14 protein-coding genes are annotated in these 16,822 nt (G+C 60.6%); 9 read left to right on the forward strand and 5 right to left on the reverse strand.

What is annotated here, in order from left to right:
- Window positions 1-249 precede the first annotated feature (249 nt).
- Entirely contained in the window at window positions 250-1,293 is a 1,044-nt protein-coding gene (locus RCAS_RS16045) for an SIS domain-containing protein (protein WP_012121589.1), read from the forward strand.
- A gap of 208 nt (window positions 1,294-1,501) precedes the next feature.
- On the opposite strand, the gene RCAS_RS16050 is transcribed toward RCAS_RS16045, so the two are convergent.
- On the reverse strand, window positions 1,502-1,981 hold the full coding sequence (locus tag RCAS_RS16050; RefSeq protein WP_012121590.1) for a plastocyanin/azurin family copper-binding protein: 480 nt from the start codon (window positions 1,979-1,981) through the stop codon (window positions 1,502-1,504).
- Between the two features lie 169 nt (window positions 1,982-2,150).
- A complete protein-coding gene (locus RCAS_RS16055; RefSeq protein ID WP_012121591.1) occupies window positions 2,151-2,735 on the reverse strand; it encodes a PH domain-containing protein in 585 nt (194 codons plus the stop codon).
- 215 nt (window positions 2,736-2,950) lie between these two features.
- On the opposite strand from RCAS_RS16055, the gene RCAS_RS16060 reads away from it, so the two are divergent.
- Window positions 2,951-4,885, forward strand: a complete 1,935-nt coding sequence (locus RCAS_RS16060) for an ATP-binding protein (protein ID WP_012121592.1) — start codon at window positions 2,951-2,953, stop codon at window positions 4,883-4,885.
- A gap of 32 nt (window positions 4,886-4,917) precedes the next feature.
- Here RCAS_RS16060 and RCAS_RS26275 read toward each other — a convergent pair whose 3' ends face one another.
- Window positions 4,918-5,046 (reverse strand): hypothetical protein, encoded by a 129-nt coding sequence (locus RCAS_RS26275; protein ID WP_269632287.1) that lies wholly within the window; start codon window positions 5,044-5,046, stop codon window positions 4,918-4,920.
- Window positions 5,047-5,260: 214 nt separating this feature from the next.
- Here RCAS_RS26275 and RCAS_RS16070 point away from each other — a divergent pair, with 214 nt between their 5' ends.
- The 7 genes from RCAS_RS16070 (at window position 5,261) to RCAS_RS16100 (ending at window position 14,492) form a co-directional block, all read left to right on the forward strand.
- The gene (locus RCAS_RS16070; protein ID WP_012121594.1) at window positions 5,261-6,805 is read left to right on the forward strand and encodes a right-handed parallel beta-helix repeat-containing protein; all 1,545 of its coding nucleotides are present in this window, start codon (window positions 5,261-5,263) and stop codon (window positions 6,803-6,805) included.
- A 12-nt stretch (window positions 6,806-6,817) separates the two neighbouring features.
- Window positions 6,818-7,894 carry a serine hydrolase domain-containing protein gene (locus RCAS_RS16075; RefSeq protein ID WP_041330940.1) on the forward strand — a complete coding sequence of 359 codons (1,077 nt, stop codon included), beginning with the start codon at window positions 6,818-6,820 and terminating at the stop codon, window positions 7,892-7,894.
- Window positions 7,895-7,993: 99 nt separating this feature from the next.
- A complete protein-coding gene (locus RCAS_RS16080; protein WP_012121596.1) occupies window positions 7,994-8,584 on the forward strand; it encodes an ANTAR domain-containing response regulator in 591 nt (196 codons plus the stop codon).
- Between the two features lie 218 nt (window positions 8,585-8,802).
- Window positions 8,803-9,216 (forward strand): chorismate mutase, encoded by a 414-nt coding sequence (gene aroH / locus RCAS_RS16085; protein WP_012121597.1) that lies wholly within the window; start codon window positions 8,803-8,805, stop codon window positions 9,214-9,216.
- A gap of 256 nt (window positions 9,217-9,472) precedes the next feature.
- Window positions 9,473-10,504, forward strand: a complete 1,032-nt coding sequence (gene aroF / locus RCAS_RS16090; RefSeq protein WP_041332088.1) for a 3-deoxy-7-phosphoheptulonate synthase — start codon at window positions 9,473-9,475, stop codon at window positions 10,502-10,504.
- A 195-nt stretch (window positions 10,505-10,699) separates the two neighbouring features.
- A complete protein-coding gene (locus RCAS_RS16095) occupies window positions 10,700-13,078 on the forward strand; it encodes a COG1361 family protein (RefSeq protein WP_012121599.1) in 2,379 nt (792 codons plus the stop codon).
- A gap of 235 nt (window positions 13,079-13,313) precedes the next feature.
- Window positions 13,314-14,492, forward strand: a complete 1,179-nt coding sequence (locus tag RCAS_RS16100) for a hypothetical protein (protein ID WP_012121600.1) — start codon at window positions 13,314-13,316, stop codon at window positions 14,490-14,492.
- A gap of 7 nt (window positions 14,493-14,499) precedes the next feature.
- Here the strand turns inward: RCAS_RS16100 and RCAS_RS16105 are convergent, their stop codons facing one another.
- Both RCAS_RS16105 and RCAS_RS16110 read right to left on the reverse strand, forming a co-directional pair.
- Window positions 14,500-15,861 (reverse strand): CRTAC1 family protein, encoded by a 1,362-nt coding sequence (locus RCAS_RS16105; protein WP_012121601.1) that lies wholly within the window; start codon window positions 15,859-15,861, stop codon window positions 14,500-14,502.
- 41 nt (window positions 15,862-15,902) lie between these two features.
- Window positions 15,903-16,748, reverse strand: a complete 846-nt coding sequence (locus tag RCAS_RS16110; protein ID WP_012121602.1) for an alpha/beta hydrolase — start codon at window positions 16,746-16,748, stop codon at window positions 15,903-15,905.
- Window positions 16,749-16,822 lie beyond the last annotated feature (74 nt).

The raw sequence follows: 16,822 nt of genomic DNA on the forward strand, positions 1-16,822 counted from the left end.
AATTCGTTCATCCCTTTGCGAGAAGCCACTGCGCTTGACACATTTCTCGCCGTGATCCACGATCAGGCCGAATCATCAATGTCATACCAATGACGATTGACGATGCCGCATGCGTGTCATTCCGAGCCCTTCGCTTCGCTCAGGGTAAACGCAGCGAGGAATCTGCGCGGGTCGCGCACGACCCCTCGCGCGGCTCGGGGTGACCATGCCGGATGGTCACAGGTCATTGGTATCACGAGGGAGAAACCAATGACGCCTTCCATTCTCCTCCAGGAGATCGCTGAGCAACCCGCAGCGCTCCGCCGACTTATCGATGCTGAGTCCAGACACATCATCAGTCTGGCGCACACCCTGAACGCGCGTGGACATCAGTACGTCGTTATCGCAGCGCGGGGATCATCGGACAACGCGGCGCGCTATGCGCAATACCTGATGGGCGCGACGCTGGGTCTGCCGGTTGCGCTGGCAACGCCTTCGCTCCACACGCGCTACGGCGCGCATCTGCGTTTCGACGGCGCGCTGGTCATCGGCATCTCGCAGTCGGGGGCATCGCCCGACATCTGCACCGTGATCGACGACGCGCGCCGGGCAGGGGCGCCAACTGTGGCTATCACAAACAACCCGGAGTCGCCATTGGCGGAAGCAGCGGAGTTTACGATTCCGTTACACGCAGGCGTTGAGCGCAGTATTGCCGCCACTAAGACGTATACGACCCAACTGGCGGCGCTCGCACTGCTAACTCTCAGCATGGCAAACGATCACGCCGGACTTGCGACGCTGGCAACGATCCCTGACGCGATGGAAGCGGCGCTCACGCTCGATTCCTGGATGCACGGCATTGCGGGAGACATGGCAGGCGCAACTGCTGCCGTCACCATCGGGCGCGGCTACCACTATGCAACCGCATGGGAAATTGCGCTCAAGTTGAAAGAACTGACGTATATCGCGGCTGAACCGTATTCGGCGGCAGATTTTCAGCACGGACCGATTGCCCTGGTGCGCGAAGATTTTCCGGTCATCCTCATTGCGACCCGTGGCGCCGTCGCCGATGATCTCACGACCCTCACGATCCGTCTGCACGACCTTGGCGCCCATCTGACAGCCATCAGCGATGTGTCTGCCATCCTGGAGACGGCCAACCGACCGGCGCGGTTGCCGATAAGCGTCGAGGAGCGCTTCGCGCCGATAACGACAATTATTGCGGGACAATTACTGGTTTTTCATCTCGCTCGCGCACGTGGTCTCGACCCGGATAACCCGCGTGGATTGCGCAAGGTAACAGAAACCAGGTAAGAGGCAAAGAGCACACGACAAAGAAGGTAAAACCGTAAGGGCGAAGCGCCGCCGCGCCCCGTCCTCCCCGACAAAAGGGCGCGGCAACGCCGCGCCCCACCAGCGCGCGGCGCTGCCGCGCCTCATCCTCTCCGAAAAACGGCAATCGTAAGGGCGAAGCGCCGCCGCGCCCCATAGGACACGGCGCTGCCGCGCCCCTCGCCCGGCATCACGGCGCGACCGTCATCACGCCTTTCATACCGCCAGCATAGTGCGCCGGGTAAGTGCAGAGGAACACATACGTCCCGGGAGCGGGCGCTGTGAAGGTAATCGTCTCACTGCCGCCAGGACCGAGCATCTTCGTAGCGGCGATGATGTTCGTCCGATCGGCTGGCAGGAAATCGGGAGGACCGGCGTTAATCGCCTCTTCATCGACTTTCGCGGCGACATCCTCACCACCTTTGACAATCACGATATTGTGTTGCTGCGCCGTTGACGTATTCTTAAACGTCACGGTGATCGTCTGACCGGTGGGTACCGTGAACTCTTTCTTATCGTATGCCAGGTTCTCGCCATCGGACGCGATCTCGATCGTTGTGCTCGCGCCGCCGCCACCGCCACCACCGCCACCGCCGCCGCCGCACGCAGCCAGCGCAAATGCAGAAACGACGGCAACCATCAGCACCCACAAGGACTTGTGCATCTTCATACGGATCCCCTTTACTGGTTTTTCAGGCGAACGTGTGTATTCTATCACAAGCAGCACCATTGTCAATGCATGGATACGCTGCGGCAACATAGTGGGATGTGCGATGCAGCCGCCAGAACGATGAATGCTTTTTATCGACGCAGACGCGCGTCGCCATCGCACCGAGCGACTACTGCGTCGGCGCAGGGTGAGTTTCCCGATCCGCCGACGCATACTGAAGCAACGCTTCACGCAGCGCATCGACAAACTCACGCGGACGCGCCGGACTGATAATGAGCGACGGCGCATCATACCGCGCTACGGCTACCAACCGTTCTCGATGCGTCGCGGCGAAAAACACGCGCCCGTATGGATCGAGATGAAAGAGACCGTGATACCCAAACACACCGGCATTGAACGAACGACGCAGACCAAAGCGTGGCACATCCGCCAGTGCGCCCGCCGGTGAGACGCCAGCGATCTGTTTGAAAGGAACGCGTAACGCGCGCGCCCAACGCCGTCGAACGATCAACGCATCCTTTGCCGCCACATAAGCGACCGGTTGTATGGCATAGTTCAGCGTCAGCCACGCCGCCAACGCCAGCGCGACGGCAACCGTAACGACAGCGCCGGTCAGCGCAATGCCTGCCACCAGCAAGCCGCTGAGATAGAGAAACAGTGTTGGCAGCATCAGAACGCCTCCAAGCGTTGCAACGCCGCTGGTGACGCGCTCGGCGTATGGGTCGAGTTCAGCTGCACTGAATGATGTTTCCATAGTAAAAAACCCTGACTATAGTACTCCTTGTACATACCCCAACGGCATGGTATATCATCAGTATATGTCACATTCCTGCACAAGCCTGCATTGCTTATCTGATCGGACGCCTGAGCGAATAGACGGCCGCGCATACTGCACTCCATTATCTCCAGGCGCTACGCTCACGGAATGAACGCTGGAGGCTGGTGCAAAGACAAAGACCACTCTGCACGATGTCATCCGAACACGTGGCGCCTGCGCCCAATCAAACCATTCAGATCTCAGCACTGATCCGTCGGCTCTACCAGCCAACCGCTATTGCTTCTGCCATCACCCTCACGCTCACCAGTATTGCCATCGCTATGTTCCAGCAATGGTCTCTCTCCACGCTTGCCATCGGCGTCGGACTGGCGATCCTGCTTCTGCTCTGTGATCGTTTTCCTGTGCGCGTGCAGGACAGATGGCGACTCACGCCAGCGCCTGTTGTGCTCGTGGCAGGAGCAATGATGACCGCCTGGTCTCCCGCGCTGATCGCAACGCTGGTCGGCAGCCTGCTCTCAACGCGACGACCCTGGCAGCGCACGGTTCGCATCATTGCTATTCGCACATTAATCGTCAGCGGAGTCGCGCTTATGGCATGGGTTGTGCCGGCGACGCCACCACTCGTTCCATCACTGGCGCTGGCATTGTTGGTGGGCGCTGGTTACCTGCTCGAAGCGCTCTTCGACACGGCAGAGATGCATTGGTCGACGCGCCTGCGCCACAGCATCGTCGCACTGCCATGGTACGTCCCCGTGATGGCGCTTCACGGCGCGCTATTCGGCGCTTTCTGGCCCGCCGCGCCCGAGGCGCTGCCGTTTACACTGGCGCTGCTTGGGTGCGTGCAGTTTCTGGCGCGCAATCAGGCGCGCCAGGGTCATATCAATGCCGAATTGACCGATCTGCGCGAGCAGCTCAGCACACGCACTGAACGTCTCGAGCGCCTCCAGGCGCTGGCAACTGCTATGCTGGCAACCCTCGATGACCGGCGTCAACTTCAACTCCTCTGTGAACGCCTTGCCGCCCTGCTCGACGCCGAGGCCGGTTGGGTCGCCCTCGACGACAATGATGCTTTGCGCGTGCTGGCGGTGCATCGGCTGACGCTCGAACGTCCCGATCTGCCGCTGACGGACCAGCAATGGTATCGTGAGATCATGCAGCGCGGACAGATCACCATGATTGCCGGGGAACATATCCTGCGCCTGGCGCCACCGATCACATCCGATGATCCCATGCGTTGGTCGACGCTGCTGGCGCTCCCGCTCCGAACCGACCACGGCGCGCTTGGTGTGATCTGCCTGGCATTCGACCACTTGCGTGGTCTTAATAGCGATGATCAACGCATTCTGACGTCGTTCACCCGCCAGGCGGCTGTGGCGATTGAGAATACTCGCCTATTCACCGAGCTTCGCCAGAAGCAGGCGGAACTGATCCAGTCCTCGAAACTGGCAGCAGTTGGCACCTTTGCGGCAGGCATCGGACACGAATTCAACAATCTGCTTGGCGGCATGCTTGGCTATGCCGAACTGGGGCGCAGCACCGGCGATATTGCTGAAAAAGACCACGCACTCGATGTCATCCGGCAGGCATGCCAGCGCGGACGGGTTATCACGAGCGGCTTGCTGACCTTCGCGCGGCGCAGTGAGCATCGCCGCGAGGTGCACCATCTTGCCGACATCATTGCCGAAACTCTGACGCTTGTCGAGGTCGATCTGCGGAAACTCAATATTACGCTGGCGCGCCATATCGAACCTACACCATCGATTCTCTGCGATGGCGGACAGATTGCCCAGGTTCTGCTGAACCTTGTGACGAACGCGCGCGATGCCATTGGGCAGAATGGTGGAACGATCACCGTCTCGCTCCGGCAGTGCGACGAATGGGTCGAACTCAGTGTTCTCGACACCGGTGGAGGCATTCCCGAGCATGTGCGTGACCGCATCTTCGAACCGTTCGTCACGACGAAAGGCGCGCTCGGCGCCAGCAGCACTCCTGGGACCGGATTGGGGCTGTCGGTATCCTATGGCATCATTAAGGATCATGGAGGGGATATTCAGTTTGAAACCGAGACCGGCGTTGGCACGAACATGATTGTGCGTTTGCCGATCCATCCGCCATCGTCGCAGTGATCGCTGCCATCAATCCCAACGAAGGCGCCTCGCTACTTCAGTTCCGGGAGTTCGATCGGATCCTCGCGCGGCTCGCAGATGCCACAGAAGAGTGCGTGCGCAGTGACAATCGCGCGATACACATTGCGCTCATTTTGGTAGAGCGCCACAATATGGGGCATCTCCTGCGCACAGTCCTTGCAGAGCGCTCGCCCGCAAAACATGCATGTCCCGTGCGCCGGTCGTTCGCAGTGCCAGCAGTTCACAGCAATCCTCCTGAAGAAGCGCGCGCGTATTCCACAGGCGTGATTGTACTCCAGAATCGCCAACCGGCGTTGCGCCGCCTGTGGCGCTGTGGTAAGATGCGAGGGGATGTCGTGCGTTCGAGGAGCGAGAGTGGATCCCGCCAACCAGCCACCCGATAAGTCGCCAGCGCCGATGCTGCCGTTTCGTATCTCGCGCGATACTATCATCCTGCTGGCGGCGCTTCTCTTTCTGGCGTTCGCCATTCTGCTGGCGGTGCTGTTTCCGCCGTCGGGAAGCGAATTGGCGCGCGCCCGGACGCCTGCACCCACCCTGGTGCAAATGACCGTCGCCGTGGTGGAACCGGTTTCCACCTCAACCCCGGCGCCCACCATGTTGCCGACCGTCGCGGCGCTGCCGCCAACCGATACGCCGCCGTATCCGCCGCCGCAGAATATCGCACCGGGTCTCGCAGCGCCATCGCCAACACTCGATCTTCCGCTGCCAACCGCAGCCCCCGACGTCGCCGGAGCCGCACCGACGCCGGCGCTTGCCCAGGCGCCAACCCTGGAACCAACGCTTGCCCCTCCTCCTGTGGTGCAACCAACGCCGGAGCAGCCGACTGCCGTCCAACCAACACCGGAACCGTCGCCCGTCGTTGTTCAGCCAACGCAGCCGCCAGCGCCCCGCCCCACGCGCCCTCCACCGACGGCGACGCCAATCCCGATCGATATCATCCGCAGCACCACCTATTGGACAATCGCCCAAAGCCCGATCATTCTACGACGCGACACGGTGGTTGCAGCCGGCGCCGGGTTGATTATCGAGCCGGGGGTTGAGGTGCGCATTCCTCCTGGAGTCACCCTCTATGTTGATGGTCGCCTGTACGCCCTTGGGCAGGCGGATCGACCGGTGCGCTTCAGCGGCGCCGCTCTGCCGCGCTGGGAAGGAATCGTCGGGCAACCTGGCAGCGACATCGTGCTGGAACACGTCGACGTGCGCGGCGGCGGCGCGGGCGGGACGGTCATTTCGTCAGAGCGGGGATCATTGACGATCCGTTCGAGCCGTATCACCGACAACGGCGGTCATGTGCGCATCGCCGGCGGTCGCTTCGAACTGCGCGACAGTGAGATCGCGGGAAATGACATGCCATATGGCGCAGCAGTTGAGATCATTTACGAAAGCGGCGGTAGCGTCACGCTGGTAGGGAACCGTATCGGCGGCAATCGAATGGCATTTGGCGCCCCCAACGTCCGCATTGACAGCCGCAGCCCCAACGATACCGTGACGCTCGATATTCAGGGCAATCTCCTCGTTGGTCAGGACGGACCAAATCTCGCGCTGGAGACGAATGGACCATTGCAGGGCATCGTGCAGTGCAACGGGTTCATTGGCGGCTCGAATGGTCTGAGTGTCCTCAGCACCCTGCCGCAGGCGCCTGGTCTCCCATTGTTGACCATTCGGAACAACGCGATTGAGAAACACACGCCGCCGATCATTCCGATCTACCTGGAGCGCGGCATTGGGCGTGGCGCCACCAGCGACGTGCTCATCGACATGCGTTCCAACTGGTGGGGGGCTGCCGAAGGACCGTATGAACCGGATCGCCATGCCGACGGTCGCGGTGATGCGCCGGGCGATCTGGTGCAGTTTGACCCCTGGCTTACCGAACGACCCGCCTGCGCTCCCGCACAATGAACCGTGCCTGCCGTGCCTGTTTCAGCGATTGACACCATTGTTGCCGATGCCATCGCACAGCGCATTTTCCCCGGCGCCGTCGTCCGTGTTGCGCGCGACACCATTGTGCTCCACAACGCAGCATATGGCGCGACGACCTACGATGCGCCTGAGCGCATACCGGTCACGCCGACGACCATATACGACATTGCGTCGCTGACCAAGATGTTTACAGCGACAGCGGCGCTGCGCCTGTACGAGGAATGCCTGATTGACCTGGAAGCGCCGGTCGGTGCGTATCTTCCAGCGTTTCGCGCGCATAACGTGACGATACGCCACCTGCTGACACACACCTCCGGGCTTGACCTGCGCCTTTCGACCCTCTGCCGCAGTGGACGCGATGCGCTGCTTGCAACGGTTTACCACACCTTGCCAGCGCATCCGCCCGGCAGCCGCGTCGCCTATACCAACATTAATTCATTGTTACTTGGTGAGATCGTTGCTACGGTATCCGGGCAACCACTCGACCGCGCCATTGATGCCCTGATCTGCCAGCCACTGGGACTGCGCCACACGATGTTTTGCCCTGATTCGGCATTGCTGGCACGGATTGCACCAACTGAATTCGATGATGCGTGGCGTGGTCGCCTGGTCCACGGAACAGTCCACGATGAAAGCGCGTATGCGCTGGGTGGGGTCGCCGGGCATGCCGGTCTTTTCAGCACTGCCGACGATCTCTGGAGATTCTGCCGCGCCTGGCTGCCTCCAACCCCCGACTGCGCTGGCGGATCGTTTTTGCAGCCAGAGACAATTGCACTGGCAACGACGAATCACACATCAGGGTTGACGCTGGCGTGCGGACTGGGATGGATGCTCGACCGACCGAACTTCATGGGTCCTGCACCATCGGGAAGTTACGGTCACACCGGCTTTACCGGACCGGCGCTGGTAATCATCCCACAACACCGCGTGATCATTATCGTTCTGAGCAATCGCGTGCATCCCCGGCGCAGCGCGCCGCGCCATCACGCCGTCACTGCCGCAATCGTAGCCGCAACGCTTGATAGTATCACCGTCAGACATAGAGAAACGCTCCACACCCTCGCTTGACAACCCTCAACAGAAAGATGGGTTTACAATTCGACCAGGTATGCTATGATAGAGAGGTTGATACCGTTTCCACATATATACGTGGAAAGGGCGGCGCCTATGGCAGCTACGCGCATTCTGATCGCGGAAGATAATGATCTGGTGGCGCTCACGCTCGAAGAGCAACTGAAAGGGCTTGGCTACGACGTGATAGGGATCGCCCGCACTGGCGCCGAAGCCATTGACCTCGCAGCGCGCCTTGGACCGGATCTGATCATTATGGATATCCGTATGCCCGAAATGGAAGGGACGGAGGCGGCAGCGCGGATCAATCAGCAACGCCCGACTCCTGTTCTCATGTTGACGGCATACACCGATCGCGAAACCATTCGCAAGGCGGAACAGGCGGGTGCGCTCGCCTATCTGGTTAAACCGGTCAACGAAGCGGAACTTTTGCCTGCCATCAATGTTGCACTGGCGCGCTTCCGCGACTTGCAGACGCTGCGCACACAGGTACACGAACTGGAAGAGTCGCTCGAAGCGCGCAAACTGATCGAACGCGCCAAAGGGATTCTGATGCAGCGCCTGGGTCTGACCGAACGCGACGCCTACGAGCGGCTACGGCAGCGCGCACGCGACAAACGCGCCAAAATGAAGGATATTGCGCAGGCGATCATCGAGGCGGAAGAACTGCTTGGCTCCGGTCGTTGACACCATCGTTCAGGTATGGTATATTTCCGGCACATAAGGTTTTGAGACAGCAAACGACGGCATTTATGCAACCGCGAAGCGCCTATTTCTTCTGGTTCTGGTATTTTGCCGGCTCACCAAGAGACTGGTTGCTTCGCGTTGGATGAAGTCGAGAGTACCGGAACTCAGAAGGCGTGGAGCAACAGGCTCCACGCCTTCTTGGTTTTCAGGAGCAAGGTATGACGATCTTCTGTCGTGGCATTCGCGGCGCAACGACATGCGACGAGAACACGCGCGAGGCGATCCTCGAAGCGACGCGCGATCTGTTGCAACGGATCATTGCTGCCAATGGCGTGCACCCCGAAGACATCGCCAGCGCCATCTTCAGCACCACGCCCGACCTGACCGCCGAGTTCCCGGCGGTCGCTGCACGCGAACTCGGCTGGCTCGATACCGCGTTGCTCTGCACCCACGAAATGGCGGTTCCGGGGAGCCTGCCGCGCTGTATTCGCGTTCTGATCCACTGGAACACGACCCGTCGAGCGAACGAAATCGTTCATGTGTACATTCGTGGAGCGCACACATTGCGCCCTGATCGGAGCATGACCCATGCGCTGACAGGGTCACCGGAACAGTGGACTGGCGGAGGATGATGCCTCCGCTTTTTTATTCGGCTGTGGCATGCACCTGCGTCATAGCAGCATCCAGACATCGGAATGATTCGGTTTTCGGTTCTCGGTTCTTGGTTCTCAGTTCTCGGCTCTCGGTTCTCGCTTCCAGGAGGATGCCATGACCGCTCTCGAACTCGCTATCGCCGTGCGACCGCGCCTGCACCTGGCGCTGCCGCAGAAGAATCATCGTCTGTCGTCCATCGATCAACTATTATCGCTGGCAAAGGAGAATGTCTCTATGATCGTCGTCATGCGCAGCAACGCAACCGAAGAGGAACTGAACGCCGTTCTGACGCGCATTCAGGAGCATGGGCTTAAAGGGCGCGTCACCTATGGCGAAGAGCGGAACATCGTTGGCGTCATCGGCGCTGCCATTCCACCGACGCTGCGGGAAGAACTCGAGCGGTTCCCCGGCGTCCAGGAAGCGGTGCGCATCACCCGCCCCTATAAACTTGCCGCGCGCGAGTTTCATCCCCACGACACGATCGTGCAAGTCGGCGATCTGGTGATCGGCGGCGGTTCGTTTATCGTGATCGCCGGACCGTGCGCCGTCGAGAGCGAAGAGCAGATTATGACGACTGCGTTCGCCGTGCGCGAAGCAGGCGCGCATATGCTGCGCGGCGGCGCGTTTAAGCCGCGTTCGTCGCCGTACACCTTCCGCGGATTAGGAGAGGAAGGGTTGCGTCTGCTGGCGCAGGCGCGCGCCGAGACCGGTCTGCCGATCGTCACCGAGGTGATGACGCCAACCGACGTTGAGTTGGTGGCGCGCTACGCCGATGTGTTGCAGATCGGCGCGCGCAATATGCAGAACTTCCAGTTGCTGGAGGAAGTCGGGCGCAGTGGCAAACCGGCGCTGCTCAAGCGCGGTATGTCGGCGACGATCGAGGAATGGCTGCTCTCCGCCGAGTATATCATTGCCCAGGGCAACCCGAATGTCATCCTGTGCGAACGCGGCATTCGCACCTTCGAGACGGCGACACGCAACACGATGGACCTGAATGCGGTGGCGCTCGCTAAACGCCGGAGCCATCTGCCGGTGATCGCCGATCCATCGCACGGCACCGGCAAATGGTACCTGGCGCCGCCGCTGGCTCTGGCGTCGCTGGCAGCCGGCGCCGACGGCGTGATGCTCGAAGTGCATCCCGACCCGGATCGGGCGACGTCGGACGGCGGGCAATCGTTGACCTGCGAAAACTTCGCCGCGCTGATGCCGCAAATGACGGCGCTGGCAAACGTGCTGGGGCGGCGCGATGCGCGGTGGCGGCGATGACCGGCCCCTGGACGCTGATGCCGCTCCCGGCAGGCGACGGCACACCCGGTGATCGATCCCCTTGACGGTCGCACGGCGGCGGCGCCGGTCATCGCCGGGGGGAGTGGAACCCACGTTGGGGCGGGTCTCCAACCGGTCTCCAAACCCGTGATATAATGGTCCAGGTTTGTCTGTCGCGGTTGGAGAATCGTCTTCGTGAGCCATCAGCGCACGACCCGACGCAAAACGATTGTCACCCTCATACTCGTGGGAATGCTCGCCGCTCTTGTCGTGAGCATTCCTCTGACTATCGTTCAGGCGCAGCAGGTCGTTCAGATCACACAGGTCGGCGCGCCGCCGTCGGGCGACCCTGGAACCATTATCACTCTGACGTTCCAGTTGACGAATAATATCAATGATGCTACGGCTGCCAGCCCAACGACGACGTTCAACATTACGACCTCAAATGTACCATCCGGTATCACTGTCAGTGCACCGGGTCCGGTGCAACTGCCAAACAACTCGCCTGGCGTCAATGCCAATTTCACGTTGCAACTGAGCATCGGCGGAAATGTCGTGCCAGGCACCTATAATAATCTGCTGGTTACGGTTACCGGATCGTACAACTCGACATCGGGGGTGCGCACTGTGTCCGCCAGCACTTTCGGCGTGTTCGTTGTGACCGTTGGCGGGCAGACCGCCACGCCAACCCTGTCGCCGACAGTGACGCCGACGCCGACGCGCACACCGGGACCAACGCCAACTCCCGGTCCGACGTGTCCTGAAGGCGCCCGCGATCCGGGAAACGATCCTGGCAGCGCGCGGCTGGTGCTGATCGACTCACCGGTGACACACGGCATCTGCGAGATCGGCGATGAGGACTGGTTCCGCTTTGGCGGCGTCGGCGGCAAGGTTTACACGATTGATATCGAACGCATGGACGCCGGGCTTGATCTGTCGCTCGAATTGTACGATGAGAATGGTCAGCGATTGGCGTTCAATGATGATTTCTTCAACCGTAATCCGGCGAGTCCCGACCCAAAGGATATCAAGCCGCGCATTCAATCGTGGCGCGCGCCGCGCGATGGCTTCTACTATGTGCGCGTCCGCGATACGCTCAGTATTGGCGGCGGCAACCGCACCTATGTTTTCGTCGTGCGTTCCGAAAGTTACGGACCGACGGCTGCGCTGGTCGGCGAGATCTGCCGCGACCTGTATGAAGACGACGGTTTGCCGGAGCAGGCGACACTCATCTTGCCGAACGAAATTCAGCCGGGTCGGCGGCTCTGCCCGACGGGGGACGCCGATTGGGTAAAGTTCTTCGGCAAAGCGGGCAAAGTCTACTATATCTACACCGACACGCGCCCATACCGCAACACCCCCGACTTCAACAATCAAACGCAGGCAGGCGCCGACACGGTGATGTATTTGTTCGACCGCGACGGTATTCGCCTGCTTGATTTCAGCGACGATATTGCCGGATCGCTCGACTCGCAAATCCGCTTCATACCCCGGGTGGATGGTTTCTACTATGTACAGATCAAGAACAACGGCGACCTTGGCAACCAGTTCATTCGCTACGACCTGATCCTACAGTTGTGCGTTCCAGACGAGGAGTGTGGACGCGCGCCGCAACCGGCAGTGGCGCCAACCCCCGCAGGACCGACACCGACCGTCGTGCCATTTGATGATCGCACGCCAACGCCAACCGGTACACCGCCACCGGGCGCCTCGGTTGGCACTGAATCCGGCGACGCTCAGGACGGAACAGCACGCGCATTTGTCAATGGTCCACTGGTTGGGTTTGCCGATGTGGCATTCGACCAACTCTGGCAACGCACCGATCGGGTGATCGCCAGCGGCAGAGTGCAGCGCAGCTGGATGTGGGGACCACGCGGACTGATGGCGCGCGCCGAGAGTTATCAGCAGGCGATCAGCGGCATGCGGCAGGTGCAGTACTTCGACAAGGGTCGAATGGAACTGAACAACCCCTTTGGTGATCGTTCAAACCCCTGGTTCGTCACCTCTGGTCTGCTGGTGATGGAACTGGTTACCGGGCGCATGCAGGTTGGAGATGCCGAATTCGTGCAGCGCGAAGCGGCCTCTATCCCTGTCGCCGGCGACGCCGATGATCCCAACGCGCCGTTCTATGCCAGTTTCGCGCTTGCCATCACACGAGCGGAACCGGATCAGACTGGACAGTTGCCGCGGATGACCATTGATCGGCAGGGACGCATTGGCGCATATGAAGGACCGACGCGCGCTGAGACGCGGATTGCGCACTATGTACCCGAAAGCGGGCACAACATTCCAGCGGTTTTTTGGGAGTATCTCAATGCGCGCGGGCTGATCTACGAACATGGACGTTTACGCAATGATCGCTTGTTCGACTGGCTGTTTACGCTTGGCTATCCGATCAGCGAACCGTTCTGGGTGCGTGTGCGTCTTGGCGGGGTCGAGCATGATGTGCTGATTCAGTTGTTCGAGCGTCGCACATTGACCTATGTGCCCGATAATCCACCCGGGTGGCGCGTCGAGATGGGTAATGTCGGGCGACATTACTACCGCTGGCGTTACGGCGAAGACCTTCCATAAAAAGGTCTCCGAGGCGTTACGCCTCGGAGACCTTCCCGCTTTAGTACTTGTAAAAGAAACTGCGCAACACGGGATGCACCTCCTGAGTAAGTCGATTGCAGCGTCGGAGAGGTTCACTCACTTTGCACATTATCATGCCACACATGGCGCGCCGCTTCAATCGGACAATAGTCCCCCATGCGACAGGTACCGTTTGTTCATCTTGTTATGGTCTATGAGACGGGAACAGGCGGCGATGGCATCTGACAGGAGCAGCGTATCGGAGATTCCGTTGTCGGGACGTCTTCAGGAGATGCCGTTCGACCTTGCTGCGCACATTGTGAGCGCAATTGGTCCACGTCCTCCCGGATCGATCAACGAGGCGAAAGCGGCAGCATTCCTCGATGCGCGTCTCCGCCAGGCGGGATTGCGTCTTTCTGCCGAGTCCTTTTACACGTTTCGACTTCCCGGCTACGATGGCATAGTCTGGGGCGCACTGGCTATTTTTGGAGTCGTCGTCTTTTACTGGATGCCCCTCCTGGCAACGCTGATGTTTGCAGCGAGTTTTGGAGCGACATTCCTGGCCGCCTGGCACGATACACACCTGTTGGCGCGGCGCCTCCTGAGCCAGAATGTCATTGCCACACGCGCTGCCGCCGGGGTCTTGCGTTGGCGGCTGGTGGTGTTGGCGCCGCTCAGTTCGCCGCCTGCCATCAGACGCCAGATTGTTGCGTTGGGCGCTGGTCCGATCGGGCTGATCGGGCGCACCGTTGCAGCAACGTTACTTTTGGCGCTGGGCATTGCAGCGAATGCGCCGCTGCCCTTCGATCTCCGTTTATGGCTCTGGTATGCCCAGGTTATCCCGGCAACCACCCTGCTCGTCCAGGGGATCGCGGCGCTCATTGTGCAGCACGCGCCAGCGACGCCAGGAGCGATCAGTTATGCAGGCGCCCTGGCGACCTTGATCGAGAGCGCAGCACGCATACCTCCTCTCACCCATACCGAGATCTGGATCGTGGGGATTGGCGCCGGAATGGCTGGCATCGACGACCTGCTGCGACGGTATCCCTTCGAAGCGCAACAAACGCTCTTCATCGGTCTGGATGGCATCGGTCAGGGGAGATTGTGCTATCTGGCAGCCGAGGGCGCACTGCGCCAGCGATTGGCGGACGCGCTGCTGTTGCGCCTGGCAGCCCGTGTTGTGGATAGTGGGCAGGCGATAGCACAGCCTGGTGTGTACCGCGGCGTCACGTGCGCCGGCATCCTGCGTCGGCGCGGCTGGCGCGCCATGGGGATCGCTGCCCTTGACACCCACAGGCGCGTACCGTATCAGCACGAACGCAGTGATGACCTTTCGCGGCTCGATGCTGCGCATCTTGAGCATGCCGTGCGTCTGGTCGTCGGGCTGGCGCAGGCTCTCGATAACGCCCCATAACCGGGACTCACGGATGTGGGATGCGGAGCACGCGGTTCACCTCCGGCGCGGTAATGGAAGTCATCGCGCCATCGGGCCAGTACACCTCAACCGACTCAACCGTCGCCACACGTCCCAGACCAAAGTGGGCGACTGCTTCCATCTGACACAAATAGCCGCTGCCGGCATCAACGGCGCGCAGTTGCCGCCTGCCGCCAGCGGAGAGCACGACGACAGCGCCGCGCGCCGGCGCGCCGGCGCGGGTCAGCGGCAACACGCGCAGCCAGGCATACTCATTGGAAACCGGACGGTACAGACTGAGCGGCTGCAAATCGGCTTCGCCGTGACTGATCAGCAATTCAAGCCGGCCATCGCCGTCAAAATCGCCAACTGCCGCACCGGTGCCCAATCCGGCGGGTTCGAGCGCATCTCCCGGATCGATTTTCGTCCACACATCGCCGCGACGCGCAAACAGGCGGTTTGGTTCACCGATGTTGTTGAAGAAGATTTCCAACTCGCCGTCATTATCGAAATCAGCGGCGATAACCGTGCGCACCCGCGATGGTTCCGCCATATCAGGCGGCGCAGCATCAACGAAGAGACCTTCCCACTTCTGCAAGAACAGACGATGCGGACCCTCCCAGTTGCCATAGACGATGTCGAAACGGCCATCGCCATCGAAATCGCCGGCGGCAACTCCCCGACCGTGCTCGTGCGGATCGGGCAAACCGGCGCGGCGGGCGATTTCCTCGAACGTGCCATCGCCACGATTGGCAAAGAGCAGATTGGGACCATTTTCATTGACTGTAAAAATATCCATGCGCGACGTCACCAGAGGAAGGGTCATCACACCGCGCCCGCCGGTTGTAAAACTGACGCCCGCAGCGCTTGCCATATCCTGCACTTCGCCAAAGCGGTCGAGTTCATACAGGCGAAACGGACCGCCATAATTCGCCACAAAGAAGCCATAGCGCCCCGTGCCGAGGCGATCCACGACCGCAACCGAGCGACCGGCGGTTAAATTGAGCGCCTCGCGGTTCTGCGGCAATTCGAACAGATCGACCCAACCGGTCTCCTGGAAATCGAACAAGCGATCACCAAAGCGCTTACGACCGGCGAAGGTATCGGTGTTGAGGACATAGATCTCCTCCCGACCATCACCGTCGAGGTCGCCGGCTGCCACGCCGATCGCCTGCCGTTGGGCATCGGCGAGGGTCTGATCGACAATATCGACGAAACCGGCGCCGTTCCAGCGCAGCACGCGATTGGCGCCATCGAAGCCGGCAATGAATAGCTCCCAGGCGCCATCATCATTGATGTCGACCACCGCCACGCCATAGTGCAGACGCGGTGGATTGGAAGCGATCAGATGGCTGCAATCAATAAACATGGGCATGTCCCTGATGATACGACACGACGCGCTCCATATACCTACCCTTTGAGCCAGGCGACGATCATATGCGCGACCCGTTCACCACCCTCGCCGAGGAGCAACTGATGTCCATACCCATCCATCCAAATCAACCGACAGTCGGCAGCACCGATATGCCGCGCGACCTGCCCGGCGGATCGTGGATCGACTGTTGCATCATCGCGCCCCTGCACTACCAGCGTTGGCGCCGTGATGCGCGGCAATGCACGGCGCGCAGAGCGCTGCAACAGGGTCAACTGATGAATCGCAGTCAGCGGCATGCGCACAGTGCGGCGCAATTGCTCACAGACGACCGGGTCATCAAGATCGGCATCCGGGACGCGATTGCGTATAAGCGCGCGCAGCGCCGGATCTTTGAAATCAGCCCTGGCAAGAGGATAGTACCATGAAATGGCGTATCGCGCGATACTGCTCAGATTCACCAGAAATTGGCCGCGCAGCGTCAACGCCGGCGCCAGCGCGACCAGGCGCGCAACCGGCAGATGTGCCGCCAGCAGCAGCGCGAGCAACGATCCCATCGAAAAGCCAACGACCGCAACCTCGGAGCAATGCTGATGCAGCAGCGCAAATCCCTGCACCACTGTTTCCGCCCATTGTTGCCACCGGACACCGGCAAGCGCATCGGGAAGCGCGCCATGACCAGGGAGCAGCGGGGCGTGCACGCTGTATCCCTCCCGAATGAATGCAGCCGCCAGTGGACGGACTTCCGCCAGATCGCCGCCAAAGCCATGGATCAACAATACACCCGGCGAACCCGCCCAAACAGTCAGCGACTCCACCCTGCGACGTCCAACCGATGGTGATTCTGTCGCACGCGCAGCAAATTGGATCGATTCGGTCGGCATACTTGTATTCCAGTTCATGCTATTGTAGACCTCGCGCTATCATATGGCAAGCCGCCAGATGAAAAAAATGACAT

Origin of the sequence: Roseiflexus castenholzii DSM 13941, assembly GCF_000017805.1 — a bacterium.
Classification (GTDB): Bacteria; Chloroflexota; Chloroflexia; order Chloroflexales; family Roseiflexaceae; genus Roseiflexus; species Roseiflexus castenholzii.